The organism is Paenibacillus pabuli (assembly GCF_039831995.1).
Taxonomy (GTDB): domain Bacteria; phylum Bacillota; class Bacilli; order Paenibacillales; family Paenibacillaceae; genus Paenibacillus; species Paenibacillus pabuli_C.
In genome coordinates this window covers 63,889-88,103 of sequence record NZ_JBDOIO010000003.1, presented here as the reverse complement: position 1 = coordinate 88,103, position 24,215 = coordinate 63,889, and the positions used below count along the sequence as shown (strand labels likewise).

Below are 24,215 nucleotides of genomic sequence, written 5' to 3'. Positions count from 1 at the left end.
CATGTGGTTTAGGTTGGCCTTGCGTAGTAAAGATATTAACTATACTGACTGGAATTACTGTTTAACAGATCCCAACATGATACCGGTTACAAAGTATCTTTGTACAAAAGGATATATCGTAAGGATTGGCAGGATCGTCAGTACCATTGTTACCGACTTGATATTTGCAGAGATTTGAGTCAAATTGTCGGCTGATGCGCCCGCCGAAGCTCCTCCTGTTGCACCCGCAATCATGTTGCGCAGATAGATGGTCACAGGGAACAGCTCTTTTTTGTCGAGATACAGGAAAGCCGGAAACCAGGAGTTCCAGTGACCCACCGCATAAAACAATACCATTGTAGCCATTACAGCCTTACTCAGCGGCAATATAATACGAAGTAAGATACCGTATGTGTTCAAGCCGTCGATGGCTGCAGCTTCCTCTAGTTCCTCCGGCATGTTCTCGAAAAACGATTTCATGATTAACATGTTATAAATACTGATTGCACCAGGGACAACCAACGCCCACATCGTATTGTTCATGCCAAGGGAATTAATCAGGACATAGTTTGGAATCAATCCGCCACTGAAAAACATGGTAAACACGGCAAACATCGTCCAGAACTTGCGTCCCATTAATCTCTTTTTGGAGATCGCATATGCGAATATGGTTGTCATAAACATGGATATCAACGTACCTACCACAGTGTAGATAATCGTATTTTTATAGTTGGTCCAGAACATGCTGTCACGAGAAATTGTCTTGTAGGTTTCCACATTGAACCCTCTCGGGATGATGCTGACTTTCCCAGAATTGATATAGGATTCGCTACTGAAAGATTGTGCTACGACATTCAGGAACGGATAGAGTGTGACGAACACCACGAGCAGCAAAAAGATGGCGTTAAACACTTTGAACACTTTGTATGATTTTGATTCCTGCATGTTGCCCCTCCTTTACCACAAGCTCCGTTGTGTTAATCTGCGTGAGATTGCATTTACCGAGAATACCAAGATTAGTCCGATGAGTGATTCGAATAATCCAATCGCAGTAGCATAACTAAAGTTGCTGGATTGCAAACCTACCCGATACAGATAAGTGGAAATCACGTCTGATGTGTCATAGATCAGCGGATTGTAAAGGAGGAGAATTTTCTCGAACCCGACGGCAAGAAAATTACCCATATTCAAAATCAGTAAAGTAACGATGGTAGGCAAAATGCCTGGTATGGTTACATGAATGGTTTGTTTCCACCGGTTCGCACCATCGATCCGTGCAGCTTCATACAAGGAATCATCAATGGTTGTCAATGCGGCAAGATACAAAATGGCTCCCCAGCCCATGCCTTGCCAAATTTCTGAGGTGATATAGATGGTTCTGAACCATTCAGCACGCTGCATAAAAGGAATGTTGTCTCCGGTAAAGAATGCAACCAAGCCATTAATTGATCCATTAACGGCGGTTAACTGCAAGATCATTCCGGCTACGATAACGATGGATAAGAAATGCGGTAGATAGGATGCAGTTTGAACAAACTTTTTAAAGCGTTTACTTTTCACTTCGTTCAGAAGTAAAGCAAAGATAATTGGAACCGGGAAAGTGAAGAGTAATGCAAGCCCACCTAGTATTAATGTATTGCCAAATACTTTCCAAAACGTTGGGTCTTGTACGAACATCTGAAAATACCTTAACCCCACCCAAGTCTCACCAAAAATGCTGCCTCCGGGTACAAATCTTCTAAAGGCAATTACATTACCAATCATGGGTCCGTATTTGAAAATAATCAGATAGATAACTGGAAGTATTAACAGTGAATATAGCTGCCAATCTTTGCGGAGTAATGCTCCAGCCGTTCTTAACCTGCTTTCTTTACGTAATGAGGTCATCGTAAGTGTGGTTTTAGCAGTTTCTGACTTCATGTTTGATTCACTCCGATCAATAAACTTGATAAAATCAAAAGTACTTCATGTCAACTCCCATCTTCTCTTCTTTCTATCGAAGACATTGCAGAAATTTCACCCCCACTGCATAATAGACATTTGGTAATGTAAGCGATATCAATTTAAATGATTTTAATGAATACACTTAGGTCCAGATTGTTATCTTGTTGCTCAATCTCATCCATACCTGTTGTATTCCAAAAATTAATAATTCCCAAAACTATGTAAAGCGCTTACAATATACATAAAAATAAAAAATAATAAAGCAACAACTTCTGATTCCATAAGATGGATATTTCAAAAGATAACCGCTTCACGAAGTTTCCATACTAGTCATACTAGTATGTTAGTTACATTCTAAAACAGCAGTTCCAACATTTCAACACCTTTTTTTATTATTTTTGAAAAACCTTCAATACACTGCAGTTTTAATGTTTGAAGCAATCAAAAAAGCATTGCTAGCCTGATGAATGATTTTGCATCATTCACCAAGACTATCAATGCTTTAAAATGAATCCCAATTAGATTCGGAAATAATCAGAAGTTAGCAATGATACGTTCTAATTCTGATAAGTGCTTAATCTCATGGTCAGGTACATACGACTCCGGGTTCACTTTGTTCTCACGATTAATCCAAACAGACTGGATTCCTGCAGACAAAGCTCCACGGATATCCGTAGTAAGTTTATCTCCTACCATCAAACCTTCTTCTGGTTTCACTCCAAGTTTGCTAAGTGCATGCTCAAAGATAGACGGGTCTGGTTTTCCTTTTCCGAAAGTACCCGAGATTATGATCTCATCGAAGAAAGGAGCCAGTTCAGGCACACCATCCAACTTCTCTTGCTGCAGAGCAGGACAACCATTCGTTAAGAGCAAAAGTTTGAATTTTCCTTGCAAATGACGTAACGTGTCCATCGTTTCCTCATAAACATGAGGTCTGGATCTTCGCTCAGCTCCAAATTGTGAAGCAAGACGCTCAGCCAAATCTTCACTGTCCACTCCTAGCTTCAATAAACCACGACGCCATGACTCCTTACGATATACAGGGGCAAGCTGTTCCAACTGACGGAACTCAGACTGGTCACCGCCTGTGAAATTAGCCCAAAGTCCTTCAAATGGATTGATGCCAATCATTTTGGTGAATGGAAAGGTTTCATAAGATTCATATAGACTACGTGCCTCGTTACGAACAGCTTCTTCCAGTTCCTCAGCATTAATGCCAGTTTCTTGCGAAGCGAGCAGGCAAGTTTCGTGGAACGCTTCACGCACACTGCGTTCATCCCACAACAAAGTATCATCCAGGTCGAACAAAATCGCTTTTAATGCCATTCCGGTCATCTTCCCCTTTGTGAATAATTACTTTTTCTCGTCTGTTTCTACAGTAATCTGATGTGCTTTGGCAAATTTAAGAAGTCGTTCAGTAATGGCATCTGTATCATAGCGGTTCAACAGTTTAGTGAACACCCATCTTTTACCGCGGCTATTATGTTCGATAACTACCGTTCCCTGCTCAAATCTGAACTTAACGATGTCATCTACTCCAATGGAGCGTTCCCGATTCCCTTTGGTTGTTATAATCCGGTTGCTCCCGATTTTAATGTAAGGACGGCGAAGCATAAAAATCACAGCCAAAAATACATACAACAGCATGGTAACCCAGTCCCATGTTGTCATCGGAGCTTTAACAAGAAATGTGCTCATAAACAGATACAAAAACGCAAGACCGATTAGGAAAATAGGAAACAGAAGACTGCGTCCTTTGAAAATGTCCTCACCGGGCGTACCCGAAATCGGTTGACCATTTTTTTTGCGCTGCTGATTCAACTGCTTTGAATTTTTCCGAACCGTTCTCTCGAACGAACGAGCCATGAGAATCCCCCTTATGTCATCTTTGTATCGGCTTACAAAAATCGTAAACCGACATTCCCCCTATAGATTTGCATTCTCAAAATAAAAGGAAGAAACCTAAATATCATAATGATATCTTTAGGTTTCCTTAGTGTTTGAGTTTGCCTTGGTGGCCCTGATCCTTCTCATCATCTACAATTTCAATGGAATCCAGTTGCTGTCTGAAGTTGCTGCGGATGTTGTTTAAGTAAATTTCTCTAAGTTTAGCACGTTCGGCAAGTTCTTCCTCTGAAAGTCCAACGGACTTTTGTTTACGAGCCAATTCATTAATCCGTGCTACCAGGCTATCTATATCCAAGCTTGTCCCCTCCAAAAATACAAAGTCATACTAACTTTGACATGATCGAGGCGGCTTGTCAAGGCTGTTACTTACTCGCTTAAATGAATCATGATTTCAAGGTGTAAATTGCGGCAAAATTAGTACTTGTCCTGCTTGAATTGATGTCGAATGAAGTTGATTTACTTTCTTTATTGCTTCTACATATACACGTGTATCCATATTTTCCGGTTTATGTTCCAATGACAAGCTCCACAATGTTTCCCCTTGGGACACAGCTATTTTACTGCCAGGGAGAACATTATTCTCGTCTCCTGCAAACACTGTCAATACAGTACTGCAACCAATAAATATGATTAACGATGCCATAATCAATTTCAACATCCATGTTGGCATCTTGGCTTCTGTAAACCATTTCTTAAAATTACCTATGTTAGACTTGACCGCTTCCGAATTCACCGGTTCATAAATACTTTGATAAGTGGAATATCTCATATCAATCGTCCTCCAAACGTTTGTTCCTATCTGTTAAAAACAATATAACACGAACACTTGTTTTGTACAACAGATTTTTAGAACAATTGTTCGCTTTATTTTGAACTCCTAATCTTCCGGAATTCTATAGGCAAATCCTAATCGCAGTTTTACTATTTCATACATGCGATGAACCACACAAAAGATTCACTCAAAAACATTGATTTTATCGGATTTTATTTAGAACTTATGTTTGTACGAACGGAGGTTCTATGTTATAATTTTCCCAAACGTTACTAAAATGGGGTTGATACGGTATGTCGAAGATATCCAGCAGGCAGCAGGCTATTCTGGAGTTTATACGCAATGAAGTCCGGTTGAAGGGATATCCTCCTTCCGTACGTGAAATTGGAGAAGCGGTTGGACTGGCTTCCAGCTCTACGGTCCATGGACATCTGGACCGCTTGGAGAAGAAAGGTCTCATTAGACGTGACCCTACCAAACCGAGAGCCATTGAGTTGTTAAGCCAGGAGGAATCAGAACACTCCCATCAGTTTGCACACAGTGTTGCTCGCATTCCTGTTGTAGGTAAAGTCACAGCAGGGGTTCCAATTACCGCAACAGAGAACATCGAAGATTATTTCCCGCTTCCGACACATTATGTTGGTGAACAGAAAGTATTTATGCTCTCTGTCGTTGGCGACAGTATGATTGAAGCAGGGATCGTTAACGGGGACTATGTTATCGTGCGTCAGCAGCAAACAGCAGATAACGGTGATATTGTCGTTGCAATGACTGAAGATGACGAAGCTACAGTTAAAACATTCTACAAAGAGAAAGACCACATTCGTCTTCAGCCTGAGAATGCAACATTGGAACCGCTTCGTTTAAAACATGTTAGCATTTTGGGTAAAGTCATTGGCCTTTTCCGTGATATTCACTAGTCTTGCAACATCTAATCAGATGAACTGTACCCACAAAAAGAGGTTGCCCTGTTCAACAGGACAACCTCTTTTTTTCTGCTATTCTTTCGATTTTACTAAATTACATTTCTTATCTTTTAAGAATGCTTTTGTGATGTGAGAATACTTCAAAGCTTTGTTTACCATGGTATGACCCCATTCCACTCTCCCCTACTCCACCAAACGGTAAATAGTGTGAAGTCATATGAGACAACGTATCATTGATACATCCTCCACCGAAGGACACTTGGTTCAAGACCTGATTCTGCAGCTCCGCATTCTGAGTGAACAGGTATAGTGCCAAGGGTTTTGGACGGCGCACTATCTCAGCCAGCAACGGATTGAGATCGTCGTAGGTCATGACCGGAAGAATTGGACCAAATATCTCTTCTTGCATAACTGGCGAGTCCCAATCCACATTTCCTACCAAGGTAGGTTCAATAAGCAGCTGATCCCGATTAGAACGACCACCAATCAGAGCATGACCACCTTCTAAGAAAACAGATAATCGATCAAAGTTACGTGTGTTGACGATATGCGGAAAATCAGGATTTCCCATAACATTCTTACCGAATTTATCTTGTATTTCTGCCCCAATCTCTTCAAGCAGCTTGTCGTGTACATCTTGATGTACAAGCAAGTAATCCGGAGCAACACAGGTCTGGCCAGCATTCAAAAACTTGCCGCGAACGATCCGCTGGGCTGCCAACTGCAAATCTGCATCTTTATGAACAATTACAGGGCTTTTACCTCCCAGTTCAAGCGTCACCGGAGTAAGATGCTCAGCTGCTGCTTTCATGACGATGCGGCCAACACCAGTGCTGCCTGTGAAGAAAATATAATCAAACTTCTCGTTCAACAAGGCTGTGTTGGTTTCGACTTCACCTTCCTGACCCCTATATATTCCTCTGGGAAGATATCCACAATCAGGTCATACGTCAAACGTGATACAGCCGGCGTTAATTCAGACGGTTTAATGATGGCACAGTTACCCGCTGCAATTGCACCAATCAAAGGACCGAAAGCCAGTTGGAACGGATAGTTCCATGGTGCAATAATAAGAGCAACTCCATAAGGTTCTGGGTAGATCGTACTTATACCATCAGGTATCACAGCACTTGTAGGCACAGCTCTAGGAGCCGCCCATTCCTTAAGATGATCTAGTGCGAAATCCAGTTCACCCAAAACGATGCGAATCTCAGAGTTATACGCCTCTGTTTCCGATTTATTCAGATCAGCATGCAGTGCATCCAATATCCGCTGGTGATACTTCTCGATCCCCCGTCTTAATTGTTGAAGAGCATCAACCCGATAATCAATATTTTTGGTTTGTCCTGTATAAAAGAATGCCCGCTGGCTTGCAACGAGTTGCTTCGCTTGTTCCATATAAACATCTCCAATAAATTTTCATAAATTAAATTGCTAAAAATATATTTGTATTATATCTTGTTTATATGAAATTATCAACATATCAAAATAGCTTTTCTCTCGAAAATATGTATTTTTACTCTCACTTATATGTATACTATTAAATGTAGCTATTTTTTTAATTATTACTCACCTCTGTTCCATTATGTTATCCATTAAAAAAAAGCCCTTAGCGCTATTGCGCCAAGGGCTTTCCATATTAGTACAACGTGATATATTGATCGCGTTCCCATTGGTGGACTTGTGTACGGTACATGTCCCACTCAATTTCTTTCAGCTCGTAGAAGTGAGCCAAGGCGTGATCGCCAAGAGCATCACAGATGACTTCGCTGCGGATCAATTCATTCAATGCTTCTTTCAGGTCAGCTGGCAAGCTTGGAATGCCTTCTTCCACACGCTCTTCATCTGACATGATGTAGATGTTACGGTCAATCGGAGCTGGTAAGGAAAGCTCACGTTTGATTCCGTCCAGACCTGCTTTCAATAAAACAGCCAAAGCCAAGTAAGGGTTAGCAGCCGGATCCGGGTTACGAACCTCAACACGTGTACTCAGACCACGGGAAGCTGGAATACGGATCATTGGGCTACGGTTACTTGCGGACCATGCTACATAACAAGGGGCTTCATAACCTGGTACAAGACGTTTGTATGAGTTCACAGTTGGGTTAGTAATTGCTGCAAACGCACGCGCATGCTTTAGAGTTCCAGCCATGAAGTGACGTGCAGTTTTGCTCAGACCCAGCTCGTCCGACTCGTCAACGAATGCGTTCACATTGCCTTGGAACAAGGATTGGTTACAGTGCATACCGGAGCCGTTCATACCAAACAGCGGTTTCGGCATAAAGGTAGCATGTAGACCATGCTGACGTGCAATCGTTTTAACAACGAGTTTGAACGTTTGGATCTGGTCTGCTGCTTTTAGAGCATCAGCATATTTAAAGTCGATCTCATGCTGGCCTGGAGCTACCTCATGGTGGGAAGCTTCGATCTCAAAGCCCATTTCTTCAAGTGTGATAACGATGTCACGACGACAGTTTTCACCAAGATCCGTAGGCGCAAGGTCGAAATATCCACCTTGGTCATTCAGTTCGTTAGTCGGGTTTCCTTTTTCGTCTGTTTTGAACAAGAAGAACTCTGGTTCAGGACCGACGTTGAAGGAAGTGAATCCCATTTCTTCGGCTTCCTTCAGGTTTCGTTTCAAGATGCCACGCGGATCTCCTGGGAACGGATTACCATCCGGAAGATATACGTCGCAAATCAGACGAGCAACACGGTTCTCTGCTACCCATGGGAAAATAAGCCAAGAATCTAGATCTGGATAGAGGTACATGTCGGACTCTTCAATACGTACATAACCTTCGATGGAAGATCCATCAAACATCATTTTGTTATCCAGAGCCTTAGTCAACTGGCTCACAGGAATCTCAACGTTTTTGATAGCTCCAAGCAAATCAGTAAATTGCAATCGAATGAATCGTACGTTTTCTTCTTTCGAAATGCGGAGAATGTCTTCTTTTGTATAACTCACTATAACCTCTCCCTTTCTTATCTGCGTATTTGGCTTGCCTGTTATATTTGTACATTAGAAAGTTCGACGGGTCAAGGAGTCTGCCATCACAACTGCATGATTTCCCCTCACTCGCCAAGTTATGCGAACTTACTTTTTATTAAAAAATCGGGAAAGCTCTCCCTGAATGAGAGATACTTGTCCAGGTCTCTTACCCGAAACCAGCTGTTGCTTCAATAAACGGTGCAGCTGTGTATCCGACAGTTCTCTGCGCTTCACTTCTGTATCTGCGGTGATGACTGTCGCTTCTTCAGATTCCTTGGATACCGGATTCATAACCTGTTTGATGCCGGCAATATTAACGCCTTTTTCGATTAAAGCCTTAATCTCCAGCAATCGTTCTACGTCATTAAAGGAAAACAAACGTTGGTTACCTGATGTTCTTGCCGGTACAATCAAGCTGTGCTGCTCATAATATCGAATCTGACGAGCTGACAGATCCGTAAGTTTCATCACAATACCTATCGGGAATAAGGCCATATTTCTGCGAATTTCGTCACCCATGTTCATCAACCTTCCAGTCATCTATTCTTCACCCTATTGTACATTTAGTTATTACTAAGTGTCAATGACGTGTTAGATAAACTCACAATAATTTACGATCTTTCATCGTCTGCAGCGCCATCAAAACGCCATATTTAACATGAGAGTAGGTTAATCCTCCCTGCATGTAACCGATATACGGCTCTCGAATAGGCGCATCCGCTGACAATTCCAGGCTTCCGCCCTGTATAAACGTACCTGCTGCCATAATGACGGGATGTTCATAACCAGGCATGTCCCATGGCTCCGGAACTACGTGACTATCCACTGCCGCAGCACGCTGAATTCCTTGTACAAAAGCGATCAGGTGCTCCGCGGAGGAAAATTGTACAGCTTGGATCAAATCCGTGCGTGTCTCATTCCAAGCAGGTTTGGTCACAAATCCAGAAGCAGCAAACATCGCAGCGGCAAAGGTACTGCCCTTAATGGCTTGTCCCACAATGGTCGGGGCCATGTAAAGTCCCTGATAGATCCCGCGTGTTGTTCCCAACATGGCACCAACCTCACCACCAATGCCAGGTGCAGTCAAACGATACGCCGCCAGTTGTACATACTTTTCCTTCCCGCATATGTAACCCCCGGTTTCAGCAAGACCTCCGCCAGGATTTTTGATTAGTGAACCTGCCATCAGATCTACCCCGACCTCTGTCGGTTCGCGTTTCTCCGTAAATTCGCCATAACAGTTATCCACGAACACGATAACATCTTCCTTAATAGCCTTTACCCGTTTGACCATATCCTCTATCTCTTCAATACAGAAGGAAGAACGCCAGTCATATCCACGTGAACGCTGGATACCAACTACTTTGGTTGAAGCTGTAATGTTCTCCTTAACTGCATCCCAATCCACACTGCCATCTGCAAGCAAAGCGGTTTCACGGTAGCCGATACCGAAATCCCGAAGAGATCCGGTTCCATCTTCCGGACTGCCAATCACTTTGTGCAATGTGTCATAAGGTTTACCTGTGATGTATAACAACTCGTCACCTGGGCGCAGTACGCCAAAGAGAGCGGTAGCAATCGTATGTGTTCCTGAGGCAAAATGAGGACGCACCAACGCTGCCTCAGCGCCAAAGACGTCCGCATATACCTCATCCAGCACTTCCCGGCCACGATCGTTATATGCGTACCCCGTGGAACCGGCAAAATGATAATCACTGACTTGTTTGCGTTGAAACGCATCAATGACCTTCCACTGGTTGTAATCCGTAATCCCGTCAATCATTTTCATTTGTTGTTCAATCTGGGCCTCAACTTGTTGCTGCAGCTCCATAATCTCTGTATCCATGCTTGCCATCTTACTTCATTCCCCTTCAATGCACTAATCTAACGCATAATATCGATTATCGTGTCAACTTACCATACCAATGTGTCATGTATATTACAGTTCAATGAAATCTTCAAGTAAATAACCGTATTTTTCGTATTCCCCTTTTTGCAGCTCAACTTGATAGATCACATCATTTTCTTCAAAAGTGGTTTCAACCACATCTCCGACTTTATAGAGGACGGATGTAAGATCTCCGCGCTCTGCGGGAATGCGGAACCGTTTCGTGTCGCCTGTCAACTCTTCCTGAATTCGCTCGCGAATCTTCAGCAAGTCAGCCTCTTCCAGTGCACTTACCTTCATATGATCTTTGTCCAGAGGAAGCATTTCTAACTGCTCTGGTGTACATGCATCTTTTTTGTTATAGAGCACCAATTGAGACTTGTCCCCGGATCCCAGCTGCTGGAGAATTTCATGTACTGTTCTCATCTGATCTTCCCGCATTGCAGAGGATGCATCCACAACATGCAAAATAAGATCTGCTTCGTTCACTTCTTCCAGCGTTGCACGGAAAGCTGCAATGAGATCATGGGGAAGGTTTTGAATAAACCCTACCGTATCCGTAAGGACGATTTCTTTACCGCTCGGAAGTTCCATCGTACGTGAAGTCGGATCCAGCGTTGCAAACAACTGATCCTGAATATATACGTCAGCGGCAGTCAATTGTTTAAGCAGTGTCGATTTGCCTGCATTCGTATAGCCTACAAGTGCAACCTGTACAATGCCCGTCTTTTTGCGACGCTCGCGGTGAAGTTTGCGATGCCGTGTAACCTCTTCCAGATGCCGTTTCAGATCATCAATGCGTCCCCGGATATGACGACGATCCGTCTCGAGCTTGCTTTCCCCTGGTCCACGTGTTCCGATTCCTCCGCCCAGCCGTGAGAGGTTCTTGCCATGCCCCGATAGTCGTGGAAGCAAATAGCTAAGTTGGGCCAATTCGACCTGAATGATACCTTCTCTTGTGTTCGCGCGTTGAGCGAAAATATCCAAAATCAACTGGGTGCGGTCGATAATTTTGAGATCCAGCGCCTCTTCCAGGTTACGAACCTGAGCTCCAGACAATTCTTGATCGAATATCGCTGTGGTAGCACCCAATTCCTCTGCGATTGCACGAAGCTCCTCCACTTTCCCTTTTCCGATAAACCACTTTGTATCACGAGTTTCCCGGTTCTGGGACAATACACTCAGCACTTCAACGCCTGCTGTCTCCGCAAGCTTCACCAATTCCTCCAAAGAGTACTCCGGATTAATCCCCGAGCGCTTCACTTCATCTGTGATCAAACTCACCAATACGGCGCGGTCTTTCTTAACTTGATCTGTATCATGGGTAATTGTCATATTCAATGTGACCTCCTTCTAAACTCAGCTTCATCTATTACGGTTATTGTTCCCTCGCAGCGTGCTTTAAGCCGAACCGGTTAACCCGGCCGGCTGCTCCAAAAAAACTATTATCGCTTACTTTCGCTCAAACTTCAAATCCTCTGTTCGAATCGTCATCAGTTCCAATTTCCCTGGGCTGCCCTGGGTATACTGTTCCAGCAATCGAACCGCCTGATGACGTATGGAGCGCTCAATTGCATTTCGAACATATCGAGCATTGCTGAAAGCATGTAGAGATTCATTTTTTTCCTGCAGCAAATGCTGCTTCAATTTCAGGATGGTCTGTGGCATTAAAATATAGTCTCGCTCTTTGGCCATAATCTCTGAAATTTGTATTAACTGATCTATACTGTAATCCGGAAATTCAACCTGAATAGGAAATCGGGATGGTAATCCCGGATTGGTCTGCAGAAAGAAATCAATTTCTTCAGAGTACCCTGCCAGGATCAGTATGAATTGATTTTTATGATCTTCCATGGATTTTACAAGCGTATCAATCGCTTCCTTGCCAAAATCCTTCTCGCCTCCGCGAGCCAAGCTGTATGCCTCGTCGATAAACAAGATGCCTCCAAGTGCTTTCTTCACCAGATCACGTGTTTTCTGCGCTGTATGTCCAATGTATTCTCCCACCAGATCGGCCCGCTCTACCTCAATGAGGTGACCTTTGCTGAGCACGCCCATCTTTTGGAACAGCTTGGCGACAATCCGCGCAACCGTTGTTTTTCCTGTCCCTGGATTTCCTTTGAAAATCATATGATACACATGTGCTCCACTGATTAGGCCTGCCTCAGAACGCATCTGGGCGATTTGCAAAAATGCATAGATTTCAAATACGAGATCCTTGATGTTTTCCAGCCCAACCAACTGCTCCAGCTCACCCTGAATCTCCTGAAAATGGCTGTGCTTAGCTAATCCCTTTACTGCCTGAAGTGGTGTCTCCTCTTCCTTGGCCAACATCTGAGGCTCCTGGTTGCGCAATACAACATTAATTTGTCTGGATGGTCTGCCTCCCGGTTGCCCTCCTGCAGCCATAACCCGTCCGTTCATTCGCCATCACCTCTATTTTATCGGGCTGATCTCTCCTGATTAATAATGTATTCTATCAGATGCTCCAATATTAGAAGGATGGCGAAGTAATTCTCTGCTTGGTCAAAACTCAGATTTGAACATTTTTGCGAAACTCCCCGTTCTCAAACAAGGTTTGCCGATGCTTCAATGATAGTTGAAAATAAGGAAATACATGAGCATCAATAGCATGCAGCAATTCTTTGGCCGTCCGGTTAGCCAGATCATAATCGCCGGTGGTGATATGTTTACGCGAAAGGGCGTCCTCAAGCTCATCTTCATCCAGCAAGAATACCTCTCCATCTTTCAGGACGACAACATCGAGATAGAGATCATCAAACCAGGGAACCCCCTGATCCGTGATGCCTTGGCTTCGACAGGTATCAATATACCATTCAACGATCCGTTCCTGATCATCAAACATGGCCGTTACCACAAAATGCTCTCCCTTCGGGTAATACTGCAGCCAAGAATACCCTTTATCCGCGATGCAGAAAGTACTTCCCCCATAGGTTTTCCACAGAGGTTCTTTCAAATCCTGTATGGTATACAACGTAATGTAACCCGTAAAAATTTTGGATTGTACGAACCGGCATGTAAATTGTCGGTTCGTAATCCGGCGCCAGTTCGCGCGGTCCCCGAATTTCCGTTTCATACGAACCCCTCTTTGCCGACTACAGGCCCCTGACCTGTTCTCATATTGGTGAACACTGAATAACGTCCGCACAGCCGATTCCATGACTTACGAATCAGTTTTGCACAACGTATTACGATAGCTACAGCTTACCATATTTAAGTTATACACTCAAAATTAAGCTTTGCCCCACCGATTCAGCGACGTAAATGGAGTTGAAATGCAGCTGTCTAAAACAAAAAACCTGCTTCACCGATCATTCGGGAAGCAGGTCTAAGAGATGCGCTCGTGATATTCGGTTGAAGTTAACCATCGTTTCCGGTCTGTGTTTCAACCGAACCATCATTTTCGCCTGTATTGCTGTCTGTTCCGGTATCCGGTGTAACAACTTCACCAGGAGTCGTAACCGAACCGTCGCTGGAACCATCATTGTTCCCACCAGGTTCGGTAGTGCCCGTTCCTGGGGACGTACTTCCATCACCAGGCTGGCCGTTGCCTTGCCCTTGTCCTCCATTGTTACCATTACCGTTACCATTCCCATTGTTTCCATTACCATTGCCGTTGTTGCCGTTACTTCCGTCATTTCCATTGTTGCCGTTGTTCTCGCCAGTATTCCCGTTGTCCGGTGAACCCGTATCCGGATTCTCTATACCAGGCTGTTCAGTGCCCGGATCCGTTCCAGGGTCTGTGCCCGGTTCTGGTTCCACTGGTTCGATCTCCTGCGCTTCTATCATGAGTGATATCGTATTGGAAGGATCCGTTTCCAGTCCAGAAGCCGCATCAAACGCTGTAACATAATACTCGTATGTCAGACCTGGAAGTGCACTTAAATCCTGTGCACTCGTCGATCCCACTGAATCAATCAGATGCGTGAATTGTGCTTCGGACGTTTCTTTCCGGTAGATACGATATTGAGTATTCGCATCTCCTGTTCCTGTCCAGTTAAGCGAAACCGTCTGAGAATTCGGATCATACGCCCCGCTTAATCCACTAACCGACAATTGAGGCTGCTCCGGTTGTATTTCTTCCGCCGGTGGTGCCTGTGCACCTTTAGGCGCTTCAAAGTCCTTAACAGGTACACCCTTCAGTGCATCAGTCATGACTTTGGCGAAGAAAGCAGCGGATAGCTTACTGCTGTTTTTGAGCATATGGGTTGCATCGGGATTGTCATATCCCATCCAGACTGCAGCAGTCCATTCAGGCGTATATCCGACAAACCATACATCACGGTTCGCGCTGTTGCCTGCGATACCGCTTTGCACCGTACCGGTTTTACCTGCTACCGGACGATCCAGCCTTGCCGAACGTCCTGTACCATCATTAACTACGTTTTGAAGCATCTGAGTCAACGCATATGCATTTTGTTCACTCATGACACGCGTCGTGTCTGACTTGTCATGCTTGTAAACAGACTTATCCGAGCTGTCTTTGATTTCCTTGATCGAATACGCCTCTTGATATTCACCCAGGTTGGCAAATGCACTATAGGCTTGTGCCATCTCAAGGGTATTGGTACCTTTACTCAGACCACCCAGTGCGATCGCAAGGTTCTTATCCTCATCTGTAAGCTGTATGCCTACACTCTTGGCAAACTGCACGCCTGTATTTACACCTATTTTATCAAGCAGCCATACGGCAGGAATGTTCTCCGACTTCGTAATGGCTTCCGTCATGCTGATTGTTGAAGAGTATCCGTGCAAGTTCCCTGGACAATAATCGCCAAAGCACTGCTTCTGATTGCTCAGTGGCGAATTGGCGTTATAGTCGCCAGACTCCAGTGCAGGGGCATACGATACGATGGGCTTGAATGCTGATCCCGGCTGTCTCCGGCTCTGTGTTACCCGGCTGTACCCTTTCGTTTGATAGTCACGACCACCCAGGAGGGCAACCAGACTACCATTTTCATGGTTCATGATGACCATTGATCCCTGGACCTTCTGGTCATCTTTACTTTCCTCAAATAAACTGTCATCCGAGAATGCACTTTCCATGGCTGTCTGTGCCTGAGCATCCATGGTTGTATAAATCTTGTATCCCCCGATATTCAGATCATCTTCTGTTTTGCCTGTTACGCGTTCCGCTTCACGAAGAACATAATCGATAAAGGCTTGATATTTTTGCTCTTTCTCCGGTGGCGTATAATCGTAATCCACTGCTTTCGCTTCATCCATTTCTTCCTTCGTGATGTAGCCTTGTTCGTACATCAGCTGCAGCACCACGCCGCGGCGTGCTTTGGAATCATTCGGATTGCTCAGTGGGTTATAGGCGGATGGCCCTTTAGGCATCGCTGCCAGTGTGGCAATTTCCCATAGCTCAAGTTTATTCAAATCTTTTTCCCCGAAATAAAACTCGGACGCGGCCTTAATGCCATAACGCTGGTGACCGAAGAAAATCCGATTCAGGTACATCGTCAAAATCTCGTCTTTTGTGTACTTGCGCTCCAAAGCCATCGCAATGGATACTTCCGTTGCTTTCCGGAAGAATGTTTTGTCACGGGACAGGAACATGTTCTTCGCTAGCTGCTGGGTTAGCGTACTGCCGCCCTCCACCATGGAACGGGCCATAACGTCTTTTACCGCAGCACGTCCGATAGACCAGATATCCACACCCTGGTGCTCGTAAAAACGTTTATCCTCTGTGGCCACAAAAGCTTCCTTCACCAACTCGGGAATCTCATCTTCATCAACTGGTTCCAGTTTCTGAATGGACAGCTCGCCCATTAATTGGCCATTGCGATCATATACTTTCGACGTCTCATTAATTGTTGTTTTGTCCATGTTGGCTGTAAGCAGCCGCTCACCACTTACCATGATGAACAGATACCCGCCAAGTGCACAAAAGATGGCGATTGCCATAGTGAAAAATAGTGTCCACCCAACGCGTTTACCCGTAATTTTTTTCTTTTTAGAGGTCTTTGTTTTCGCTTTTTTGGTTGACTTGTTATTATTGTTGCGATTATTAGACCTCGACAACGGATCGTTTGGCATGTTACCTCCTGACTCCCTTTCGGTTGCGTAATTTCTATTCGCCTGTATTTGGCTAAGGCTTATCATAAACCTTTTTTGCCCGGAATGAAAAGAACAACCCTTGTTAAGGTTGCTCTGCTTCAATTCCTATACTTGTAGACGAAATGGTTGTAGAAAAGGTTTCGTAATTTTTTAAGCTTCGCCGCTGTTATCCTGCTGCATCAGCGATACGCTGCGTTGCGGCGTGAACGTGGAGATGGCGTGCTTGTAGACCATTTGCTGGCGTCCGTCGCTGTCAATGACGATCGTAAAATTGTCAAATGCCTTGATCGTTCCACGGATTTGGAAGCCGTTGGTCAGATAGACCGTAGCAGGAATGTTTTCTTTCCGCAGTTGGTTCAAGAACGTATCTTGGATGTTGATGGACTTGTTCATTAGCCGTACCCCCATTGGTTCATTTGAATTCGTGTTTAAGATGTATTCAATATCGCTGAGTAGCTTTCGTGCTATTATATCATGAACACTTTCATATAATCCACAAAAACCCCTTGTCTACTATTTTGCATCTCGGAATCAGCCTGGCGTGCAGTTAGAAGACTTATCCATTATACACCGCTTGTCTAAAATGCAAAAGAGGGACAAAATCTTCGTTTTAGAGCGCTTTATCCTTGCCGCCCCTCGTCTCTCAAAGGTTTCGCCAACGCCTTCGTTAACGGAATTTTCTGCCGTTCTTTTCGATCGAGAATCAGTACTTTCAGGTATGTATTGGTATTGGATAGAACGATAATTACCCAAATTAGGGCAATAAGACCCAGAATGGCAACGGCAACTCCATATAATCCGGACAAAAAGAGATACAAACTCGTACCGTCACTTATGCTTGAGTCCATAATGATTCCTCCTTTCTCATTTGAACACATCGTTCATTGTCTTATGTTGTTATGTGTTTTCATCATAATAATCATGGTATTTTTTTACAATCATTTTATTGATTCTATTCCTTTATTTTCTATCTATTGCACTCAAAATAAAAAACCTCTACCCTTTAAGCAATAAAGAGATAGAGGTTCAAACGTCCCAAACGGGACCTATTCACACGCCCTGCAATCCGTTAAACTTTTGATTAATCAATGCACTTACCCGCTCGTAGTTTCCTGCGAAATCTTCTGTATCTGTCATATCCACCCATTCAATGTCCTTCATATGTCGAAACCAGGAGAGTTGACGTTTGGCAAAGCGGCGAGTATCCCTTTTCAGCAATTCCACCGCAGCATCCCAGCTCACTTCGCCTTGAAGATATGCCGCTATTTCCTTGTAACCCAACCCCTGCATGGAAATATGTCCTCTTGCAACACCGCGTTCCAGCAGTGACCTCACCTCTTCTACCAAACCTTGCTCAATCATCAGGTCAATTCGCTCTTCAACCCTCGCGTAGAGCTTCTGACGATCCATTGTTAAACCTATAATACTCAGATCGTAAGGGGATTCTTTCTTCTGTGACGCCAGCTGTTCAGATAACTTCTCCCCTGTCAGGTGGTAAATCTCAAGAGCCCGAACAATTCGCCGCTGGTCGTTCACATGCAGCCGGTCCGCACTAATTGGATCTATTTCTCTCAGCTTGTCATGCAGTGCCTGAGCACCATGTAACTCCGCATAGCGGAACTGTTCTTCCCGAAAAGCCTCATCCGACCCGCTCTCCGAGAATTGAAATCCGTAACAAACCGACTCTACATACAGACCGGTTCCGCCAACAATAAAGGGCAGCTTACCGCGGTCCTGTATTTCACGGATCAGACGGGTACAGCTCTCCTGAAATTCCGCCACTGAATATGGATATTCCGGTTCATGGATATCAATGAGATGGTGCGGTACGCCCTTCATCTCTTCACGGGTGATTTTGGCCGTTCCGATGTCCATCTCACGATAGACCTGCATCGAATCTCCTGAAATAATCTCGCAGTTGAACGCTTGTGCGAGCTCGATACTCATTCTTGTTTTGCCTACTGCTGTCGGTCCGACCAATACAAGCAGTTTCGGTTTAACTTCCGCTTTCAACATTTATCACTCCGTACAGTGTTTTTGCATTGGCGCGATCCAGCACCTCGAATCCGAGCCTCGTAAACTCCGCGCTGCCGCGCTTTTCTTTCATCACAACCCGCTTCCGGGCTACCCGTTTGGCCTCCATGATGCTTTGAATATCCAGTGCATGGGAGTTTGCATAATCCCGCAAGGGCTGAATTGCACTTGAATCCATCATTGGCTCACGGAACATCGGATCAAAATAGACCGTATCGCAGCTTCGATCGGGCATAGAACGAAGAAGGTCCAGATGATTGGCATGCCTTAATTCAATTCTGCGAAAGGCTTCATCCACTTCAGGCTGATTACTCTCGTAATATGACATCCCTTCAACCAACAGCGTATAGAGCTGCAGTGAGCTTTCGCATGCAATAACCTGTCCTCGCTTACCTGCTGCAACGGAGAATACCAGTGCGTCCGTACCCAATCCGGCTGTACAATCAATGATGGTATCTCCTTCACGTACGGCTCCCGCTTCCAGCATTGGATCAGGTTCTCCGCGCAGTACACGCTTTGCGCGTACGAATCCCATGCTGGGATGGAATTCAAGCTGCGGCGCATTCTTGCGATACAAGCGCGCCTTGCCCTGAAGCACGACAAGAATTTCGTCTACGCCATAGCGTTCCATCAGCCTGGGCAAAGACTTCTTATTGCGCGGCACATAGGTGCCCCCTGTCGTTTCCGCGAGCTTGCGCGCGCGTTCAACAAGAGAAGGTGCCTCTGTATCACCGGTTGTAATATACATAACTTCCTCCTAAACAGCTACATGACCCGTTTGAACAATTTTTCCAGGTCATAGGTTGAAAATGAAACCACAATGGGTCGCCCGTGTGGACAAGTGTAAGGCTGCCGGCAGGAACCGAGTCGCTGAATCAGCGTCTCCGCCTCCTGTTCTGTCAGCTTCTGATTGGCTTTAATCGAAGCCTTGCAGGAGCACATGATGGAAGCAGCTTCCCTCATTTTCCCCACATCAATGCTGCGTTCACTGAGCACCCATTCCGACATTTCCTCGATAATGTCCTTCTCGTCCCCTTTGGGAAACCAGAACGGATGGGACCGCACACGAAACGTCTGCCCACCGAAATGCTCCAGATATACCCCAGCCTGTTCAAACCAGGCCAGCCTTGACTTTAGTTTTTCCGTTTCGGACGGGGTGAACTCCAGTGTGATGGGCAGCAAAAGCTCCTGTGAAGCTTGAGCCGGGTTGCCAAACTTTTCATAATAATACTCGTAATTCACCCGCTCATGAGCGGCATGCTGATCAATCAGAAAGAGTCCGTCTTCATTCTGGGCAATCAGATACGTACCATGATGCTGACCAATCAGGCTGAGCTCAGGGAATGCTGGCATCGTTGCATCCGACTTCACCGCTGCTGCCAGCTTCGCAGTATCAGGTAAACCTGAACCCTTCCAGCTGCGCTCCATATTGGAACGATTAGACGTTTGATAAGATGAACGGTTCTCTCTAACTGGAGGATTCATGTTGTTGGAACGATATGCAGGAGCTGTATCTTGGTTTGGCACTGGTCGTTCATCTGCCTTAACCCGCTCATCAACAATTGCTTGAAACGGATTAATCGGATTGAACTGATCAGGCGGCGGAGCATCCGGCAAGGGAGGTACCTCTGTAAAGAGTCCTGCAGTCTGTCCCGGTTGAATATCAGCGGGCGCATCCAGATCGTCCTCCTCCACAGTCCTATTTCCATGCACAGGAGCGTGATTCATCTTGCCTTGTGAATCCTGAGCTTCTAACGCTGGCTCATCCTTGTATGGACCTCGCGGAAACAGAAACTGTTCCTGTATAAATGAACTGTTGTCTCCACGTCTGATCTGTTGTTTGGTCACTTGAGGAATAAGCACTTCCTGCCGCAGTATTCCACGCAATGTCGTTTCAATGAATTCGTACAACTCGGCTTCCTTGCTGAATCGCACTTCCAGTTTGGCCGGATGCACGTTTACATCCACAAGCGAAGGATGCATCTCAAGCTGTACCACAACCAGCGGAAACCGATTGATCGGCAATAATGTGTGATACGCTTTAAGGATTGCTTGATTAAGGCCGTAATTGCGAATGAATCGACCATTCACAATCGTTGACATGCCGCCCCGATTGGCACGTGTCCATTCCGGGAGACTAATTAATCCATTTACGCGATAATCCAGATTTTCGCCCTCGATGGGCAGCATGGCTTTGGCTGCACTCGTTCCGTAGATGGCTGCCACCACCTGAAGCAGGTCGCCATTTCCAAGCGTCTGCAGCAGGACATTGGCATTATGCCGCAGTGTAAAAGAAATATGAGGATGGGACATGGCCATCCGGTACAGCACGTCCGAGATATGTCCCAGCTCGGTCTGGATGGTTTTCATATATTTCAGCCGTGCGGGGGTATTATAGAATAATTCTTTGACAACAAACTCGGTCCCTTGAGGTGAAGTTGCATCCTCATGTGTACACAGTTTGCCACCCTCAATCACAATTCGGCGTCCTCGCCCATCGTCTCCGCTAGCCGTGAGCACTTCGACCTTGGAGACAGCCGCAATACTCGGCAGAGCCTCTCCCCGAAAACCGAGACTTGTGATCTGGAAGAGATCACGTCCGTGCGTAATTTTGCTCGTTGCATGACGGTAAAATGCTGTTTCCAGATCCTCGGGTTCAATGCCTGAACCGTTGTCTTTCACACGGATGCTGAGCAATCCGCCCTCATCAACGGAAACGTCAATTTTGGTAGCGCCAGCATCCACCGAGTTCTCCAGTAATTCCTTCACAACCGAAGCAGGCCGCTCAACCACTTCACCTGCCGCAATCTGGTTGGCAATATGTTCGTCAAGGACATGTATTTTCGCCACAGGTTTCCCCTCCCGTATTATCAGGATAATTGCTGTGCCTTTAACTTAAGATCGTTCAATAATTGCATCGCCTGTATAGGCGTCATATTCATGACATCAATGTCTTTCATGTGGCGGATAAAATCTCGCGCGGGTTTGTCCACTGCGACCACATGGGGCTTGATAGCCACATCTGGTTCATCATCACCGAATATGGACAGCTGAACAACGTCCTGTTGTTTGGAAGCAGAATTGTTCTTATTGCCTCGCTCCTTGGCCGGCTCTCTCTCCAAGTATGTCACCGTATCGGGTGCCGAAACCTCAGCTTCTTCTCGTACCATTGTGGCACTCTTGGCATTATTCGATCCAATTGTGATGTTGAGGTCCGATTCCAGCGTGCTTTTTCCCTTCCCGGCAAACTCACTGCCGACCGCCACCTGTGCGGCTGCATGTTCGAAGCCGTGCAGTAAACCATTCGCTCGTTCAATGATACTATCCGGCAGACCGGCAAGTCGTGCACAGTATATACCATAACTGCTGCTGGCTGCACCAGGAATCAATTTGCGCAGGAAGTTCACTTTGTCCCCGCTCTCCTGTACGGCCATCGAGTAGTTCGCCAGTTTATCCAGACTTTCTTCCAGATGAGCCAGTTCATGAAAATGCGTCGATACGAGCGCTTTACAGCCTATAATGTCGTGTACATACTCAATGACGGACTGGGCAATGGCCATGCCTTCGCTCGTTGAGGTGCCCCGTCCCAATTCGTCAATAATGATCAGACTCCGAGGCGTAGCCTTATCGGTCATCACCTGAATATCCGCCATCTCCACCATAAACGTACTTTGACCGCCAATCAGATCATCCGCTGCGCCAATCCGTGTAAAGATACGGTCCATGATTGGCACCTCTGCCTGACCAGCTGGTACAAAACACCCGATCTGGGCCATGATCGAGATCAGTGCAACCTGTCGCATATAGGTACTTTTCCCGGCCATATTGGGGCCTGTAATCAGCAGAATACGTGCCTCTTCCTTTTTCATTGCCGTGTGGTTGGCGATAAAGGCACCATCTCGCATAACAGCCTCCACCACGGGATGACGTCCTTGTTCCACTACAAAATCATAACCATCTGTCAGTGTTGGCCTTACAAAATTCCGCTCCGCACTAATTACTGCGAAGGATTGATACACATCAATTTCCGCGACCTGTTCGGCCAGTTTTTGCAGTCTTGCGATTTCCTGATTCAACCGATCCCTAAGCTCCGCAAACAATCCGTACTCGATATCGACCATCTTGTCCTGTGCCTCGAGAATCAGTGTTTCTTTTTCCTTAAGCTCTGGTGTAATGTAACGTTCTGCATTAGCCAAAGTCTGTTTCCGCTCATAACGGCCTTCTGGCAACGAGGCCAGATTGGACTTCGTAATTTCAATATAATAGCCAAACACTTTGTTGTAACCGATTTTCAGCGAACGGATGCCCGTAGCTTCACGCTCCTTTGCTTCCAATTCAGCGATCCACTGTTTGCCGTTAACCGAAGCTTCCCGCAGTTCGTCCAGTCGTTCATGATAACCTTCACGAATTAATCCCCCATCCCTTACGGAAACCGGAGGCTCGTCCACAATCGCACACCCGATGGCATCCCTCAGGTCACTACAGTCATCCATCATCTCCGCAATGTTCTGCAGCGTCGTCGAAGAAGAATCTGCACAATACTGGCGCAGTCTAGGTATTTTATCCAGCGATAGTTTGAGTGCATTCAGATCCCGCCCGTTGGCATTCCCGAAGGCAATCCGCCCCACCAGACGTTCCAGATCATAAATGTCCTTCAATTCGGCACGCAGATCCTCTCGCAAAATGAACTGATTGTATAACGTGTCCACCGCTTCAAGCCGCTCATTGATTTTCCCTTTTTGCAGCAAGGGTTTATCTACCCACCGCCGCAGCATCCGCGCACCCATGGATGTCTCCGTCTTGTCCAGCAGCCAGAGCAACGAGCCCTTCTTGGAGCGCTCGCGAACCGTTTCCACGAGTTCCAGATTACGTCTGGTGAATGGATCCAGAATCATGAAGTGATCCGGCTCGTAAGTCGAGATTTGTGTCAATTGCCCCAGCGAACGTTTCTGCGTTTCACTCAGATAAGAGAACAGACGAGCGACACACACTTGACGTTCCGGCTCCAGTCTTGCCCAGGCAGCCTCACCGAATTGTTGCCGAACAAGGTCTTCCTTGCTTTTGGTCCAAGGCGTGTATACAACAGGTCTCCCGATTGGTGAAGACTGCGCAGCGACGGTCTCAAGAAGAGGCGCATCACCGACTAATTCGGAAGGTTCATAGATGCCGATCTCGTCTTTCAGCCATTCCTTGGAATATGGAACGGACGTCACATACAATTCACCCGTTGACAGGTCACACGCTGCAAGCGCCAGTGTATTTTGGTTTCCCGTCAGGCAGACCATATAATTGTTGGATTTGTCACCAAGCGTCTTGCCTTCCATCACTGTTCCAGGCGTAATGACACGCACAATTTCCCGGCGTACCATCCCTTTGGTTACGGTAGGATCTTCCATCTGCTCACAAATGGCAACCTTGTATCCTTTTTCAATCAGACGCTGTATGTAATTGTCCGCCGAATGATAAGGCACACCGCACATCGGAATTTTCTCTTCCCCGCCGCCTGCGCGAGCAGTCAGCGTAATTTCGAGCTCACGTGCAGCATTGACAGCATCATCGAAAAACATTTCATAGAAATCACCTAATCTAAAAAAAAGAAAAGCGTCTTGCGCTTCGGCCTTCACTTGCAAATATTGTTGAATCATTGGCGTATACTGAGCCATGAATATCCTCCATCCGTTCCTATGT

The 24,215-nt window shown here is 45.7% G+C and carries 22 protein-coding genes; 1 reads left to right on the top strand and 21 read right to left on the bottom strand.

From position 1 onward, the window contains the following. Positions 1 to 54 precede the first annotated feature (54 nt). The 6 genes from ABGV42_RS02740 to ABGV42_RS02715 form a co-directional block, all read right to left on the bottom strand. Positions 55 to 924, bottom strand: coding sequence for a carbohydrate ABC transporter permease (locus tag ABGV42_RS02740; RefSeq protein ID WP_347380267.1), 870 nt, complete (start codon positions 922 to 924; stop codon positions 55 to 57). A gap of 12 nt (positions 925 to 936) precedes the next feature. Next, the gene (locus tag ABGV42_RS02735) at positions 937 to 1,866 is read right to left on the bottom strand and encodes an ABC transporter permease (RefSeq protein ID WP_371859930.1); all 930 of its coding nucleotides are present in this window, start codon (positions 1,864 to 1,866) and stop codon (positions 937 to 939) included. Positions 1,867 to 2,457: 591 nt separating this feature from the next. Beyond that, entirely contained in the window at positions 2,458 to 3,249 is a 792-nt protein-coding gene (locus ABGV42_RS02730) for an HAD family hydrolase (RefSeq protein WP_347380266.1), read from the bottom strand. A gap of 27 nt (positions 3,250 to 3,276) precedes the next feature. After that, positions 3,277 to 3,789: a hypothetical protein gene (locus ABGV42_RS02725; RefSeq protein WP_153979047.1), complete on the bottom strand. Its 513-nt coding sequence runs from the start codon at positions 3,787 to 3,789 to the stop codon at positions 3,277 to 3,279. Positions 3,790 to 3,916: 127 nt separating this feature from the next. Then, positions 3,917 to 4,126, bottom strand: coding sequence for a DUF896 domain-containing protein (locus ABGV42_RS02720; RefSeq protein WP_347380265.1), 210 nt, complete (start codon positions 4,124 to 4,126; stop codon positions 3,917 to 3,919). Positions 4,127 to 4,222: 96 nt separating this feature from the next. Next, entirely contained in the window at positions 4,223 to 4,600 is a 378-nt protein-coding gene (locus tag ABGV42_RS02715) for a LysM peptidoglycan-binding domain-containing protein (protein WP_347380264.1), read from the bottom strand. 296 nt (positions 4,601 to 4,896) lie between these two features. Between ABGV42_RS02715 and lexA the strand changes: the two genes are divergently transcribed. Then, positions 4,897 to 5,523, top strand: a complete 627-nt coding sequence (gene lexA / locus ABGV42_RS02710) for a transcriptional repressor LexA (RefSeq protein WP_090916776.1) — start codon at positions 4,897 to 4,899, stop codon at positions 5,521 to 5,523. A gap of 109 nt (positions 5,524 to 5,632) precedes the next feature. Here lexA and ABGV42_RS02705 read toward each other — a convergent pair whose 3' ends face one another. The 15 genes from ABGV42_RS02705 to mutS form a co-directional block, all read right to left on the bottom strand. Beyond that, entirely contained in the window at positions 5,633 to 6,403 is a 771-nt protein-coding gene (locus tag ABGV42_RS02705) for an aldehyde dehydrogenase family protein (RefSeq protein WP_347380263.1), read from the bottom strand. Beyond that, positions 6,397 to 6,927 (bottom strand): aldehyde dehydrogenase family protein, encoded by a 531-nt coding sequence (locus tag ABGV42_RS02700; protein WP_347380262.1) that lies wholly within the window; start codon positions 6,925 to 6,927, stop codon positions 6,397 to 6,399. Before ABGV42_RS02700 ends, ABGV42_RS02705 begins: the two co-directional genes overlap by 7 nt. A gap of 241 nt (positions 6,928 to 7,168) precedes the next feature. Then, complete coding sequence (glnA, locus tag ABGV42_RS02695; protein WP_347380261.1) at positions 7,169 to 8,497, bottom strand: type I glutamate--ammonia ligase; 1,329 nt, start codon at positions 8,495 to 8,497, stop codon at positions 7,169 to 7,171. 129 nt (positions 8,498 to 8,626) lie between these two features. Next, entirely contained in the window at positions 8,627 to 9,040 is a 414-nt protein-coding gene (locus ABGV42_RS02690) for a MerR family transcriptional regulator (protein WP_095286436.1), read from the bottom strand. 82 nt (positions 9,041 to 9,122) lie between these two features. Beyond that, entirely contained in the window at positions 9,123 to 10,352 is a 1,230-nt protein-coding gene (locus ABGV42_RS02685; protein ID WP_431523630.1) for an aminotransferase class I/II-fold pyridoxal phosphate-dependent enzyme, read from the bottom strand. Positions 10,353 to 10,460: 108 nt separating this feature from the next. Next, positions 10,461 to 11,744, bottom strand: coding sequence for a GTPase HflX (gene hflX / locus ABGV42_RS02680; protein WP_347380259.1), 1,284 nt, complete (start codon positions 11,742 to 11,744; stop codon positions 10,461 to 10,463). Between the two features lie 117 nt (positions 11,745 to 11,861). After that, entirely contained in the window at positions 11,862 to 12,833 is a 972-nt protein-coding gene (locus ABGV42_RS02675; RefSeq protein WP_154893792.1) for an AAA family ATPase, read from the bottom strand. A gap of 109 nt (positions 12,834 to 12,942) precedes the next feature. Beyond that, entirely contained in the window at positions 12,943 to 13,506 is a 564-nt protein-coding gene (locus ABGV42_RS02670; RefSeq protein WP_347380258.1) for a DUF402 domain-containing protein, read from the bottom strand. A gap of 284 nt (positions 13,507 to 13,790) precedes the next feature. Further along, on the bottom strand, positions 13,791 to 16,472 hold the full coding sequence (locus ABGV42_RS02665) for a PBP1A family penicillin-binding protein (protein ID WP_347380257.1): 2,682 nt from the start codon (positions 16,470 to 16,472) through the stop codon (positions 13,791 to 13,793). Positions 16,473 to 16,643: 171 nt separating this feature from the next. Beyond that, the gene (gene hfq, locus ABGV42_RS02660) at positions 16,644 to 16,886 is read right to left on the bottom strand and encodes an RNA chaperone Hfq (protein WP_017687918.1); all 243 of its coding nucleotides are present in this window, start codon (positions 16,884 to 16,886) and stop codon (positions 16,644 to 16,646) included. Positions 16,887 to 17,113: 227 nt separating this feature from the next. Further along, positions 17,114 to 17,341, bottom strand: coding sequence for a hypothetical protein (locus ABGV42_RS02655; RefSeq protein ID WP_347380256.1), 228 nt, complete (start codon positions 17,339 to 17,341; stop codon positions 17,114 to 17,116). Positions 17,342 to 17,543: 202 nt separating this feature from the next. Further along, positions 17,544 to 18,506 (bottom strand): tRNA (adenosine(37)-N6)-dimethylallyltransferase MiaA, encoded by a 963-nt coding sequence (gene miaA, locus ABGV42_RS02650; RefSeq protein WP_431523629.1) that lies wholly within the window; start codon positions 18,504 to 18,506, stop codon positions 17,544 to 17,546. Continuing rightward, complete coding sequence (locus ABGV42_RS02645; RefSeq protein WP_347380254.1) at positions 18,490 to 19,275, bottom strand: class I SAM-dependent methyltransferase; 786 nt, start codon at positions 19,273 to 19,275, stop codon at positions 18,490 to 18,492. The genes miaA and ABGV42_RS02645 overlap by 17 nt, the downstream gene beginning before the upstream one ends. A gap of 17 nt (positions 19,276 to 19,292) precedes the next feature. Next, positions 19,293 to 21,377 carry a DNA mismatch repair endonuclease MutL gene (mutL, locus tag ABGV42_RS02640; protein WP_347380253.1) on the bottom strand — a complete coding sequence of 695 codons (2,085 nt, stop codon included), beginning with the start codon at positions 21,375 to 21,377 and terminating at the stop codon, positions 19,293 to 19,295. A gap of 20 nt (positions 21,378 to 21,397) precedes the next feature. Next, positions 21,398 to 24,190 (bottom strand): DNA mismatch repair protein MutS, encoded by a 2,793-nt coding sequence (gene mutS, locus ABGV42_RS02635; protein WP_347380252.1) that lies wholly within the window; start codon positions 24,188 to 24,190, stop codon positions 21,398 to 21,400. Between the last annotated feature and the right edge of the window lie 25 nt (positions 24,191 to 24,215).

What these genes read in the sequence shown, in the direction of transcription:
- ABGV42_RS02690 (WP_095286436.1), bottom strand. Translation starts at nt 9,040, where the DNA reads ATGGGTGACGAAATTCGCAGAAATATGGCCTTATTCCCGATAGGTATT.
- ABGV42_RS02670 (WP_347380258.1), bottom strand. Translation starts at nt 13,506, where the DNA reads ATGAAACGGAAATTCGGGGACCGCGCGAACTGGCGCCGGATTACGAAC.
- mutS (WP_347380252.1), bottom strand. Translation starts at nt 24,190, where the DNA reads ATGGCTCAGTATACGCCAATGATTCAACAATATTTGCAAGTGAAGGCC.
- lexA (WP_090916776.1), top strand. Translation starts at nt 4,897, where the DNA reads ATGTCGAAGATATCCAGCAGGCAGCAGGCTATTCTGGAGTTTATACGC.
- ABGV42_RS02655 (WP_347380256.1), bottom strand. Translation starts at nt 17,341, where the DNA reads ATGGACTCAAGCATAAGTGACGGTACGAGTTTGTATCTCTTTTTGTCC.
- ABGV42_RS02700 (WP_347380262.1), bottom strand. Translation starts at nt 6,927, where the DNA reads ATGGAACAAGCGAAGCAACTCGTTGCAAGCCAGCGGGCATTCTTTTAT.
- ABGV42_RS02645 (WP_347380254.1), bottom strand. Translation starts at nt 19,275, where the DNA reads ATGTATATTACAACCGGTGATACAGAGGCACCTTCTCTTGTTGAACGC.
- ABGV42_RS02685 (WP_431523630.1), bottom strand. Translation starts at nt 10,352, where the DNA reads ATGGAGCTGCAGCAACAAGTTGAGGCCCAGATTGAACAACAAATGAAA.
- ABGV42_RS02725 (WP_153979047.1), bottom strand. Translation starts at nt 3,789, where the DNA reads ATGGCTCGTTCGTTCGAGAGAACGGTTCGGAAAAATTCAAAGCAGTTG.
- ABGV42_RS02675 (WP_154893792.1), bottom strand. Translation starts at nt 12,833, where the DNA reads ATGAACGGACGGGTTATGGCTGCAGGAGGGCAACCGGGAGGCAGACCA.
- ABGV42_RS02715 (WP_347380264.1), bottom strand. Translation starts at nt 4,600, where the DNA reads ATGAGATATTCCACTTATCAAAGTATTTATGAACCGGTGAATTCGGAA.
- ABGV42_RS02740 (WP_347380267.1), bottom strand. Translation starts at nt 924, where the DNA reads ATGCAGGAATCAAAATCATACAAAGTGTTCAAAGTGTTTAACGCCATC.
- ABGV42_RS02730 (WP_347380266.1), bottom strand. Translation starts at nt 3,249, where the DNA reads ATGGCATTAAAAGCGATTTTGTTCGACCTGGATGATACTTTGTTGTGG.
- ABGV42_RS02665 (WP_347380257.1), bottom strand. Translation starts at nt 16,472, where the DNA reads ATGCCAAACGATCCGTTGTCGAGGTCTAATAATCGCAACAATAATAAC.
- hflX (WP_347380259.1), bottom strand. Translation starts at nt 11,744, where the DNA reads ATGACAATTACCCATGATACAGATCAAGTTAAGAAAGACCGCGCCGTA.
- ABGV42_RS02735 (WP_371859930.1), bottom strand. Translation starts at nt 1,866, where the DNA reads ATGACCTCATTACGTAAAGAAAGCAGGTTAAGAACGGCTGGAGCATTA.
- hfq (WP_017687918.1), bottom strand. Translation starts at nt 16,886, where the DNA reads ATGAACAAGTCCATCAACATCCAAGATACGTTCTTGAACCAACTGCGG.